Source organism: Streptomyces sp. NBC_00009 (genome assembly GCF_045040855.1).
GTDB lineage: Bacteria > Actinomycetota > Actinomycetes > Streptomycetales > Streptomycetaceae > Streptomyces > Streptomyces aureus.
The window spans coordinates 3,642,619-3,654,638 of the sequence record NZ_CP108312.1; the positions used below are offsets into that span (position 1 = coordinate 3,642,619).

At 72.3% G+C, this 12,020-nt stretch carries 9 protein-coding genes; 4 read left to right on the plus strand and 5 right to left on the minus strand.

Annotation, left to right across the window (positions count from 1 at the left end):
* Positions 1-65: 65 nt before the first annotated feature.
* From OHA58_RS16380 to OHA58_RS16395, 4 genes are all read right to left on the minus strand, one after another.
* A complete protein-coding gene (locus OHA58_RS16380; protein ID WP_405479447.1) occupies positions 66-2,555 on the minus strand; it encodes a dolichyl-phosphate beta-glucosyltransferase in 2,490 nt (829 codons plus the stop codon).
* Positions 2,552-3,238, minus strand: a complete 687-nt coding sequence (locus OHA58_RS16385; protein ID WP_405479448.1) for a GntR family transcriptional regulator — start codon at positions 3,236-3,238, stop codon at positions 2,552-2,554. The genes OHA58_RS16380 and OHA58_RS16385 overlap by 4 nt, the downstream gene beginning before the upstream one ends.
* Positions 3,239-3,339: 101 nt before the next feature.
* Positions 3,340-4,695: an aspartate aminotransferase family protein gene (locus tag OHA58_RS16390; protein WP_405479449.1), complete on the minus strand. Its 1,356-nt coding sequence runs from the start codon at positions 4,693-4,695 to the stop codon at positions 3,340-3,342.
* 63 nt (positions 4,696-4,758) lie between these two features.
* Positions 4,759-5,601, minus strand: coding sequence for a VTC domain-containing protein (locus tag OHA58_RS16395; protein WP_405479450.1), 843 nt, complete (start codon positions 5,599-5,601; stop codon positions 4,759-4,761).
* Positions 5,602-5,798: 197 nt separating this feature from the next.
* Here OHA58_RS16395 and OHA58_RS16400 point away from each other — a divergent pair, with 197 nt between their 5' ends.
* The 4 genes from OHA58_RS16400 (at position 5,799) to OHA58_RS16415 (ending at position 10,626) form a co-directional block, all read left to right on the plus strand.
* Positions 5,799-6,413, plus strand: a complete 615-nt coding sequence (locus OHA58_RS16400; RefSeq protein WP_405479451.1) for a DJ-1/PfpI family protein — start codon at positions 5,799-5,801, stop codon at positions 6,411-6,413.
* Entirely contained in the window at positions 6,410-6,907 is a 498-nt protein-coding gene (locus OHA58_RS16405) for a MarR family winged helix-turn-helix transcriptional regulator (protein ID WP_405479453.1), read from the plus strand. The genes OHA58_RS16400 and OHA58_RS16405 overlap by 4 nt, the downstream gene beginning before the upstream one ends.
* A gap of 77 nt (positions 6,908-6,984) precedes the next feature.
* Positions 6,985-8,871: a protein kinase domain-containing protein gene (locus OHA58_RS16410; RefSeq protein WP_405479454.1), complete on the plus strand. Its 1,887-nt coding sequence runs from the start codon at positions 6,985-6,987 to the stop codon at positions 8,869-8,871.
* Positions 8,872-9,054: 183 nt separating this feature from the next.
* Positions 9,055-10,626, plus strand: a complete 1,572-nt coding sequence (locus OHA58_RS16415) for a substrate-binding domain-containing protein (protein WP_405479456.1) — start codon at positions 9,055-9,057, stop codon at positions 10,624-10,626.
* 85 nt (positions 10,627-10,711) lie between these two features.
* On the opposite strand, the gene OHA58_RS16420 is transcribed toward OHA58_RS16415, so the two are convergent.
* Positions 10,712-11,995, minus strand: coding sequence for an adenylosuccinate synthase (locus tag OHA58_RS16420; protein WP_405479457.1), 1,284 nt, complete (start codon positions 11,993-11,995; stop codon positions 10,712-10,714).
* Between the last annotated feature and the right edge of the window lie 25 nt (positions 11,996-12,020).

Below are 12,020 nucleotides of genomic sequence, written 5' to 3' on the forward strand. Positions count from 1 at the left end.
GACTCCTCCGGTGGTGAAGGCCGTAATGAAAGGCGGAAAGGCAGCGTAATGCGCGGGGAGCCGGTTCAGCTCCCCCTCTGCACATTGCTCAGATCCCAGATCCATACGCCTCCGGTCCACGTGCCGGCCTTCCCGACCAGCTGGTCGACCGTCGCCCGCAGCACCCCGTCGTTCTGCTGCGGGGCGAGCACGAGGACGCCGGCGTGCCAGTACGCGAAGTCGCGGCGGGCCTGGGCGCGCCACGCGTCGGTGATCTCGGGGGCCCGGCCCGAGTAGCGGATGTCGCGCAGCAGGTTGGAGGTCCAGCGGGGCGAGGCTCCGTAGATGCCGACGTGGTCGGGGCCGTAGGGGCCGTTGAAGTAGCCGCCGGGGAGGCGGAAGCCGAGGCCGGCCTCGGTCTGCCAGTGCAGGGCCTCCGCGTTGCCCGGGTCGGGCAGCGGCACCGGCACGAGGCTCTCGCCGGGGCCGACGTACCGCTTCCAGGTGCCGTCGGCGACGAACGCCGGGACGTCGGCCCGGTCGACCGCCCTGAGCGGCGCCGGGACGATCGGCAGGAGCGCCGCGGCGACCGCCGCGAAGCCGACGAGCCGGTACGGGACCCGCGCCGCGGCGAGCCGGTCCAGCGCGAGGGCGAGCAGCATCCCGAGCGCGGGCGCGCACACCATCGCCACCCGCGACTCGATGACCGACTCGAACAGGGGCCGGTGGGCGAGCAGCGCCCAGGGGCCCGGCAGCACGACGTCGGTCAGCGGAATGCGGAACTTCGGGCCGAGCGAGAGCAGCGCCGCGGCGACCGCGGTGAACGCGAGCGCCTTCACGGCGGCGCTGCGCCACAGCCGTACGACGATCGCGAAGGCGAGCGCGACGAGCGGCCAGCCGTAGAAGGCGTTCTGCTCGGTCGGGTTGAGGGCGAGCGCGGCGGCGCGCTCGCGGGAGCCGGCGAGGGAGCGCTCGGCGAAGGAGAGGAGGGCGAGGGGGCTGTTGCCCGCGTTGTCGCCGTGCAGCACGCTCTTGTAGCTCTGCGGGCCGAGGAACTGCCAGTACAGGGGGAAGGCGACGAGCGGCAGCGCGACCGCGGCGGCGACCCCGAGCCCGCGCAGGAGCGGGCGCCAGGCCGCCTTCGCCACGTCCCTGCGCACGACGGCGTAGGCGAGCGCGAACAGCACCATGCCCATGACGGCGAGCAGGAGCGGTTCCTCGCCGAGGAAGATCTGGTACGTCGCGAAGAGGCCGAGGACGACTCCGTCGCGCACCACGCGCTTGCCTTCGCACAGCCGCAGCGCCCGCTCGATGATCAGCGGGATCATGAAGAGGACGACGAAGTTCGGGTGCGCGTGCGCGTGGCTGACCATCGGGGGCGCGAACGCGGCGAGGAGCGCGCCGGCCGCGGCGGCCCACCGGGTCCGCACGAGCCGTTTCAGGATCAGCCGGTACCAGGCGAACGCGGTGGCGGCGAGGCCGCCCGTCATCGCCACGTTCAGGGCGACCGCGGGGCCGAAGAGCCAGGTCACGGGGGCGAGCGGGACGGAAAGGCCCAGCATCGCGGTGTTGGCCATCAGGTTCACGCCGTCCGGGAAGCCCTGGAGCGTCGTGAACAAGGGGTTGTGGAGGTGGCGGACGCTGTCCGCCGTCACCGCGAAGAACCACTCCCACTGGTTCTGGTCCTGGAGGGAGTCGGGGAGGTAGCGGTGCGCGGGCGCCGCCCAGCGGCCCGAGTACAGGGCGACGGACAGGACGAGGAAGAGGGCCGCCACGAGGAGGTGGCCCTTCGGCACCGCCCGTGCCCTGAGCGTCACCAGCTCGGCCAGGACCCGTATGTAGTCGAAGGGGCGGACCTTCGAGCCCGCCTGGTGCGACCACCGCACGGGCACCTCGGCGACCGGCCAGCCGGAGCGGCGGAAGTACATCAGTATCTCTACGTCGATGCCCCAGCCGTCCAGGCGTGCCGCGGCGAACGCGGCGCGGGCCCGGTCGCCGTCGAAGAGCTTGAAGCCGCACTGGGTGTCCCTGATGCCGGGGACGCTCGTCGCGCGGATCAGGAAGTTGCCGGTGCGGCCGAGGAGTTCGCGCAGCCGGTGCTGGTGGCGGGCGATCGTCGCGCCGGGCCTGGCGCGGGAGCCGATCGCCGCCGCGTGGCCCTCGCCGAGCGCCTTGTCGAGGGCTTCCAGCTCCTCGATGGGCGCGGCGAGGTCGGCGTCGGTGACCAGGACACGGCGGCCGCGGGAGGCGAGGACGCCCTGGCGCAGGGCGTGGCCCTTGCCGCGGTTGCGGGGGCTCCCGACGAGCCGGATGCGGGGGGTGCGGCCGGGGCCCTCCGGGGCGGCGGCGACCGCGCGCTCCGCGATCTCGCGGGTGCGGTCGGTGGAGCCGTCGTCGACGACGACGATCTCCCAGTCACCCCACCGGTTCCCGCCGTCCCCGTCGTTCAGGTACGCGGTGACCGCGTCCAGCGTGGGGCCGAGCCGGTGCTCCTCGTTGTACGCGGGGACGACGACGGTGAGGTCCACGACGCCCGTGCGCGCGGCGACGGGACGGTCGGTCCGCTCCGTGCTCACCGCTTGGCCAGCCGCTCGACGAGGGCGAGGGAGTCCGCGTTGTACGCGGTGACGATGTCCTGCGCGGCGCGGGCGTCCCGGGCCGCGAGCGCGTCGACGAGGCCGCAGTGCCCGGACCAGAGGTGGCCCCTGAGGTCGTCCACGCGGCGCAGATGCGGGACCGCGCACATCCACGACTGGACGCGCAGGCGGTGGAAGAAGTCGGAGAGGTACGGGTTCCCGAACAGGGCGCTGAGCTCGCGCCAGAACCGCAGGTCGTAGCCGATCAGCACGTTCAGGTCGCCGGCTGCGGCCGCGCGGGCGGCCTCCTCGCCGCGGCGGCGGACCCCGGCGAGGGCGGCGGGGGTGGCGTGGTGCGCGTCGGCGTTCGCGATGAGGCCGCGGAAGATGCCGTCCGTGACGAGGCTGCGGGCCTCGATCATGCCGCGGTAGTCGGCGAGCGAGTACTCGTGGACCGCGAAGCCGCGGTGCTGGGCGGAGTCCAGGAGCCCCTGCCCGGACAGGTCGACCAGAGCCTCGCGGACCGGGGTCGCGGAGACGCCGTACTGCTCGGCGATCTCCTTGACCGTGAACTCCTGGCCCGGTTCGAGCCGCCCCGCGAGGATCTCGTCGCGCAGGGCGTCGGCGATCTGCTGGCGCAGCGTGTTGCGCTGGACGGCAGCTCCGCCGTCGGTTCCGGGCACGTGGTGTCCCTCCCCCGTAGTGCGTCGTCAGCTGGTGAGGCTGTTCCTGGTCAGCTGGTCAGCCTACGCACTACGGGGAGTGACACGGAGTACCTGTTTCTCTACGACGTGTAGCCGTCCGCCACGGTCAGCGCCTCGTCGAGGGCGGCGAGGCCCTCCTTGGCCTCGGCCTCCGTGACGTTGCACGGCGGGACCACGTGGGTGCGGTTCATGTTGATGAAGGGCCACAGGCCGTTCTTCTTGGCGGCTGCGCCGAAGGCGGCCATCGGCGCGTTCGCCGCACCCGCCGCGTTGTACGGGGTCAGCGGCTCGCGGGTGGCCTTGTCCTTCACCAGCTCCAGGGCCCAGAACATGCCGAGTCCGCGGACCTCGCCCACCGACGGGTGGCGCCCGGCCAGCTCGCGCAGCGCCGGGCCGATCAGCGTCTCGCCGAGGTGGGCGGCGTTCTCGACGACACGCTCCTCCTCCATGACGTTGATGGTGGCGACGGCCGCGGCGCAGGCCAGCGGGTGCCCGGAGTAGGTGAGGCCGCCCGGGTAGGGGCGCTTGCCGAACGTGTCGGCGATGGCGCCGGAGATGGCGACGCCGCCGAGCGGGACGTAGCCCGAGTTCACGCCCTTGGCGAAGGTCATCAGGTCGGGCACGACGTCGTAGTGGTCCGCGGCGAACCACTTGCCGGTGCGCCCGAAGCCCGCCATGACCTCGTCGAGGATGAAGACGATGCCGTGCCGGTCGCACAGCTCACGCACACCCTGGAGGTAGCCGGGCGGCGGCGTCATGATGCCGGCGGTGCCGGGCACGGTCTCCAGGATGATCGCGGCGATCGTGGCCGGGCCCTCGAAGACGATGGTGTCCTCGAGGTGCTGGAGCGCGCGCTCGCACTCCTGCTGCTCGGTCTCCGAGTAGAACGGGGAGCGGTACAGGAACGGCGCCCAGAAGTGGACGACGCCCGCCGCGCCCTGGTCGCTCGGCCAGCGGCGCGGGTCGCCGGTCAGGTTGATCGCGGTGGAGGTGGCGCCGTGGTACGAGCGGTAGGCGGAGAGCACCTTGTGGCGGCCCGTGTGCAGACGGGCCATGCGGGTGGCGTTCTCCACCGCCTCGGCGCCGCCGTTGGTGAAGAAGATCTTGTCCAGGTCACCGGGGGTCCGCTCGGCGATGAGGCGTGCGGCCTCGGAGCGGGCCTCGACGGCGAACGCGGGCGCGAAGGTCGTGAGGGAGGCGGCCTGCTCCTGGATCGCGGCGACGACCTTCGGGTGCTGGTACCCGATGTTCGTGAAGACGAGGCCACTGGTGAAGTCGAGGTAGCGGTTGCCGTCGTAGTCCCAGAAGTACGACCCTTCGGCGCCGGCGACGGCGAGCGGGTCGATGAGCTCCTGTGCGGACCAGGAGTGGAACACGTGCGCACGGTCCGCGGCCTTCACGGCTGCGCCGACCTGGGGATTCGGCTGAGGGGTCATGGGCCCGAGGGTAAATGTCCGCATGGTGGAAGGACCATCGGCGTCCTGTCTGTGGGACGGGCGCTAACGCGACACACTGTCGCCCTCGCGCGGAGGCACCGCCCCGGGAAACAGGGTCCGCACCGCGTCTTCCCACGGTCCGGCCGCCAGCTCGGGCCGCAGCGCGGCGAGTCCCCCGCAGTACTTGCCGAACGCGACGGGCGCCACCCCGAACCGTGCAAGGAGCCGGTCCGCGTCCGTCGGCCGCCCCGGCGCGCCCGCCTTGGTCTCCACGAGCACGGACCCGCCGTCCGCCCGCACCGCGTGCCTCTGCCCCGCCCCGCGCACGACGAGCCCCGCGTCGCAGGTGAGCCGCTGCCCGTCGGCGACGAACGTCGCGCGCCGGTATTCGGTGACGACGCGGGCGACCAGCTCCTGCGGCGCCCCGATGCCGTACGTACCGCGCAGGAGACCGGTGACGAAGGCGCGCCGGGTGTCGTCGAGGGGGTGGTCGCCCTCGCCCAGAAGGGTCCGGTGCTTGACCGTCCCGCCGTCCGCGCAGCGCACCTTGAGCTCCAACTGCCGCTTCCCGCTGTCCTCGTAGAGCCGCTCCCTGATGCCGAAGCGGGGCACGCGTTCCTGTGCGTGGTCGTGGAACGTGCGCAGGGCGGGGGTGTCGTAGTGCGTCGAGCGGTATCCGAACCAGCGGCGGCCGCCGACGGACAGGGCGCGGTAGGGGCCGCCCGGCCTGCGGGGGTCGGTGAGCAGGGCGGCGAAGTCCTGGAAGAGCTCGACGGGGACGAGATAGCTGTGGCCGTGGTGGCGCAGCAGCGGGGCCTCGGTGTCGGTCCTGTCGAGTCCGACGGGGCGGGCGGCGAGCGCGGCGCGCGCGAGGGCGCGGACGGCGACTGGCGTCCTGTTCAGCACACGGTCTCCTCGGTCGGGGGAGGTCGTACGTCGTGAAGCGGTACGTCGTCAGGTAGTACGTGCCGGCGCCCTAGATCGTTCCGACTGACGGAAACGAGTTTCCGCAAAGACGCCCCCTAGCCCCCTAGCCCCCTAGCCTCCCATTGACAGCATGCTGCCATAATGTCAGCATGCTGTCATAGACATGGGAGGCAGCCATGACCAGCCGAGCCCACAAGCCCGTACACCTCGCCGTCTACGACACCTTCGCCGACTGGGAGACGGGGCACGCCACGGCGCACCTGGCCCGCGGCGGATACGAGGTCCGCACCGTCGCGCTCCTCGCCGACCGTCCCGTCACCACCATCGGCGGCGTGCGCATCCAGCCCGACCTCGCCCTCGCCGGCCTGCGCCCCGAGGACAGCTCGCTGCTGATCCTCACTGGCGCCGACCTGTGGGACACAACTGACGACCTCGCGCCCTTCGCCCGCAAGGCCCGCGCCTTCCTCGACGCGGGCGTGCCGGTCGCCGCGATCTGCGGGGCCACCGCCGGACTCGCCCGCGAGGGCCTGCTCGACGACCGGGCGCACACCAGCGCCGCCCCCGTGTACCTCGACGCCACCGGCTACAAGGGCGGCGAGCACTACGTCGACGCGGACGCCGTGTCGGACGGCGGCCTGATCACCGCCGGGCCGACCGAACCGGTCGCGTTCGCGCGCGAAGTCCTCGGCGGGCTCGGGGTGTTCGAGGGCGAGCTGCTCGACGCCTGGTACCGCCTGTTCCACGACTCGGACGTGACGGCGTACGAGACCCTCCAGGGAGCGCAGGAGTGAGCAGGGCGCGCCAGGACCTGCTGAGCCGGACCGCGCTCGGCGTCTTCCGGCTCAACGGCCAGTTCCTGTCCGTCTCCGAGGAGCTGTCACGGCCCGCGGGACTCACCGCCGCCCGGTGGCAGGTGCTCGGCGCGGTCCTGACCGAGCCGCTGCCCGTCGCCGGCATCGCGCGCGTCATGGGCATCACCCGCCAGAGCGTGCAGCGCGTCGCCGACCTGCTCGTCACCCAGGGCCTCGCCGCGTACGAGCCGAACCCGGCCCACCGGCGCGCCAAGCTCCTGGCCCCCACCGAGGAGGGCCGCGCGGCGATCGCGCGGATCGGCCCCGGCCACGCGGCCCTCGCGGACCGGCTCGCGGCGGCGCTCGGCGAGGACGAACTCGCCGCGACGGCGCGGATGCTCGAACGGCTGTCGGTGGCACTGGACGAGGTGACGGATCACCCCAGGGATCACCCGACGGCCCACCCCACGGCCCACCCTGTTACGGAACCGTAGACGCCGCCCCGTCCCCAGTGTCACAACCTCCCACTATTCTCGGGATGTTGGTCACACATGGGGGAGGGTGGCGCGACATGGAGAAGCTGGGGGCGGGAGATCCGCAGCGCATCGGTGCGTACCGGCTGCTGGCGCGGCTCGGGGCGGGCGGGATGGGCCAGGTCTATCTGGCACGCTCGGACCGCGGGCGCACGGTCGCGGTGAAGCTGGTGCGCCAGGAGCTCGCCGAGCAGGAGGAGTTCAGGAACCGGTTCCGGCTGGAGGTGCAGGCCGCGCGGCAGGTCGGCGGGGAGTGGACCGCGCCGGTCCTCGACGCGGACACCGAGGCGGACATCCCCTGGGTGGCCACGGGTTACGTGGCGGGGCCCTCGCTCCAGACGGTCGTCTCGCACGACCACGGCGCGCTGCCCGAGCGCTCCGTGCGGATCCTCGCGGCGGGCCTCACGCACGCGCTCAAGGACATCCACACCGCGGGCCTCATCCACCGCGATCTGAAGCCGTCGAACGTCCTGGTGACGATCGACGGGCCCCGCGTCATCGACTTCGGCATCGCCCGCGCCCTGGAGACCGTGACAGACGGCGGCCTCACGAGAACGGGCGCGCTGGTGGGCTCGCCGGGTTTCATGGCCCCTGAGCAGGTGCGCGGCGACCGGATCACCCCGGCCTGCGACGTGTTCTGCCTCGGCTCGGTCCTCGCCTACGCGGCGACGGGCGGGCTGCCGTTCGGTACGGCCAACAGCGGGGTGCACGCCCTGATGTTCCGTATCGCCCAGGAGGAACCCGACCTCTCCGCGCTCCCGGAGGGCCTGCAAGAACTCGTACGGGACTGTCTGCGCAAGGACCCCGCGGACCGCCCGACCCTGGACCAGCTCCTGGAGCGGACCGGCGCCGAGGACACGCTCGGCGACGGCGGACGCACGCGGGACCCGTGGCTGCCGGGGGCCCTGGTGGCCCAACTGGGGCGGCACGCCGTGCAGTTGCTGGACACGGAGGACCCTGACGGCGCGACCGGATCGACCGGCACGCCTCCCGCGCCCGCGCCGCCCAGCCTCTCCAAGGAGAAGCCCGCGCCCGCCACGCCCACAGAGACCGGCGACGGTGGCGGCGAAGCGACCCCTCCGCCGCCCGGCAAGCCCGGCGCCGCCCCCGTCAACCATCTCCCGACGATGGTTTCCCCCTCCGGCCCGTCGACCCCCGCGCTCCCGCCGGCGGCCCCGCCCGCCTCCGCCGCGTACGGGTATCCGCATCCGCACCCCCAGGCACCCGTCTACGGCTATCCGCAGCAGGGCGGCTGGGGCGGCGGGACGCCGCCTTACGGACCCGCCGCCACACCCCCGTACGGCCCGGGCGTCGTCCCCATCGGCGCGCCGCAGCCGGAGCCGCGGCGCAGCGGGCGTTCCACGGCGGCGCTGATCGTGGTGGCGCTCGTCGTGGCGCTCGGCGCGGGCGGATCGGTGTACGCGCTGATGAAGGACGACGGCAGGCCGGCCTCCCAGAGCGAGGACCCCAAGCAGCCGACGTCCGGCGCGCCCACGAGCCAGGGACCCTCGACGGGCGGCCCCAGTTCGCAGGACCCCGAGACCTCGCAGCCGCCCGAGTCCTCCGAACCGCCCGCGGGCGGGGACGTGCCCACCGAGTTCCTCGGCACCTGGACCGCCTCGATCGACAACGCCACGGGCCACAACACCCGCCGTCTGGACATCCAGCAGGGCAGCCCCGGCGACACGGTCCTGTCGATGACGGCGGACGGCCCGCTCAAGGGCGGCGGCACGTACCACTGCGTGTTCCAGGGCACGCTGGTGTCGGCCTCCGGCGGGACGCTGCGCATCGGCGCCACCGACGTCGTCTCCGGCCCCTCCGGTTCGTGTACTCCGGGCAAGCCGAGCACGGTCGAGGTGCTCTCGTCGGGCGAGCTGCGCCGCACGATGAACAACGGCGACGAGCTGACGTACAGCAAGGGGTGATGCGCGCGGCCCGGCCCTGAAATCGGGCTGCGGACAGGCGAGTTGCCCCCTGCGGACCCCCTCCCGCGCCCCCGCGGTTGAACGCACGGCGAACACCGGTCGACACCTCGGCCGCCGTCCGCCGTGCCGCCGCACGAGCCCCTACGGTGACTCCACCATCAGGTTCCGGGGGGAGTTCACACCATGGGCTGGCTCAAGGACGCACAGAACCTCGTCGCCATCGCCACGACGGTGCTGTCCATCGCCGCGTCACTGGCCCTGTGGTACGTCGAGCGGCGCAAGCAGCACAGCAAGCGGATCGGCCACCGCATCCAGATGGACATCCCGCTGAGCCGCGCCATATCGGAGGACCTGCCGGGCCCGGACGGCCTGATCCCGCGCCGCGACATCACCGAGGACACCACCCTGGTCCTCCTGCGGATCGAGAACGACGGCGCGGCCACCATCACCGACAGCGACTACATCTCTCAGCCCGCGGGCCTGACCGTGACGTTCTCCGGGCGCCGCATCACCGACGCGTACCCGGTGCAGCCCGCCCTCACGTCGAACACCGCCCGGCAGATACGGCTCGACGCCCGGCCCGTCTACACGCCCGGCGAGAACAGCCTTCTCCTGCCGCCCGTCGCCCTCAACAGCGGCGACTACTACAAGCTCCTCGTGATGCTCCGCGGCGGCGACGCGGGCACCGAGGCCGTCGTCGAAGGCCGCCTCAACGACGGCACCGTCCACCCCAACCAGGGCGCCCACCCCGACGACAAGCCGCCCCTCTTCAGCCCGCTGGGCCGCTGGACCGTCGGGATCCTCGGCACCGGCATGGCGATCCTGCTGCTCCTCGCCACGCTGCCGGACCCGGTCCCCCAGCCCCGCGGCTGCGCCTCGGGTTCGCTCACCCTCACCGGGTCGTCTGCGTTCCGGCCCGCGATGGAGGCGCTGCGCGACACGTACACGCGCGACTGCGACGACGCGACGATCACCGTCGCGACCAGTTCGAGCGGCACCGGCGTCCGCCAGCTCCTTGAATCCGACCCCTCCGACAACTCCGACAACTCCGACACGGCGGGCGACCACTCCGGTGTCATCGCCTTCTCCGACGGCCCGACCTCCGAGAGCGACCCCGAGGGCAAGCTGCACAGCGAGAAGGTCGCCGCGACGGCGTTCGCCATGATCCTCAACGACGCCGTGGCCGTCGACGGCAAGCCGCTCACCGACCTGACCGTCGCCCAGGTCCGCCGGCTCTATCTCGGCGACATCACCAACTGGAAGGACGTGGGCGGTCCCGACCTGCCTGTGCGCACCGTCCGCAGGACCGGCAGCTCCGGCACGCGCGGCGCCTTCGAGGCCCGCGTCCTCGGCCGCCCCGACTCCTTCTCGACGTCGTCGAGCGACTGCCGCACCAAGGACCTGCTGCCCGCCTCGAAGGTGCTGCGCTGCGAGGAGCACAACACGCCCGACCTCCTCGAACGGGTCGCGCAGGTCGACGGCACGATCGGCTACGCGGCCCCGCCCGAGGGCACCCCGCGCAAGGGCTCCCACACCCTGAAGCTGAACGGCCTCGGCCCCTCCGGCGAGAACATCACGAAGGGCTACCCGTTCCACGCCGTCGAGTACGCGTACACGATCGGCAACCCCGGGGACGGCTCCCTGGCCGACAGCTTCCTCGACTTCCTCACCCAGGGCGCAGCCGACCGCGTCATCGCCCGCGCCGGCCACCTGTCCTGCACCTCCCCCGACGGCTACGCGGCCTGCCGCGGCTGAGCCGCCGGTCTCCCCACACGCGCAGGCGCCCCTGCCCGGCTCGACCGAGCGGGGCAGGGGCGCCTGTTGTTCCGGGGCGCGGGGCCTAGAGGAACGAGTTGACCTCGATGGTCTCGGTGCGGCCGGGGCCGACACCGATCGCGGAGATCGGGGCGCCCGACATCTCCTCCAGGGCCTTCACGTACGCCTGCGCGTTCTTCGGCAGGTCGGAGAAGGTCTTGGCCTTGGTGATGTCCTCGGACCAGCCCGGCAGGTACTCGTAGACCGGCTTCGCGTGGTGGAAGTCGCTCTGCGAGTACGGGAGTTCCTCGACGCGCTTGCCGTCGATCTCGTAGGCGACGCAGACCGGGATCTGCTCCCAGCCCGTGAGCACGTCCAGCTTGGTGAGGAAGAAGTCCGTCAGGCCGTTCACACGGGTCGCGTAGCGGGCGATGACCGCGTCGAACCAGCCGCAGCGGCGGTCACGGCCGGTGGTGACACCGCGCTCTCCGCCGATGCGGCGCAGCGCCTCGCCGTCCTCGTCGAACAGCTCGGTCGGGAACGGGCCCGCGCCGACACGGGTCGTGTACGCCTTGAGGATGCCGATGACGCGGCTGATCTTCGTCGGGCCGACGCCCGCACCCGTGCAGGCGCCGCCCGCGGTCGGGTTCGACGACGTCACGAAGGGATACGTGCCGTGGTCGATGTCGAGCAGCGTGCCCTGGCCGCCCTCGAAGAGGACGACCTTGTCGTCGTCGAGGGCCTTGTTCAGGATCAGGGTGGTGTCGGCGACGTAGCCCTTGATCTGCTCCGCGTAGCCGAGCAGCTCGTCGACGACCTGCTCCGCCTCGATGGCGCGCCGGTTGAAGACCTTGGTGAGGAGCTGGTTCTTGCCCTCGAGCGCCGCTTCGACCTTCTGGGTGAGGATCGACTCGTCGTAGAGGTCCTGGACGCGGATGCCGACGCGGTTGATCTTGTCCGCGTACGTCGGGCCGATACCGCGGCCGGTGGTGCCGATCTTGCGCTTGCCGAGGAAGCGTTCCGTCACCTTGTCGACGGTCACGTTGTACGGCGTGATGATGTGCGCGTTGCCGCTGAGCAGCAGCTTCGACGTGTCGACGCCGCGCTCGTTCAGTCCACTCAGCTCGGAGAGCAGGACCGACGGGTCGACGACGACACCGTTTCCGATGACCGGCGTGCACTCCGGCGAGAGGATCCCGGAAGGGAGGAGGTGGAGCGCATACTTCTGGTCGCCTACGACGACCGTGTGACCGGCGTTGTTGCCGCCCTGGTAGCGCACCACATAGTCCACGGATCCACCGAGCAGGTCGGTGGCCTTTCCCTTGCCTTCGTCACCCCACTGAGCACCGAGCAGCACAAGTGCGGGCACAGGCGTACACCCCTTCCGGGCGGGG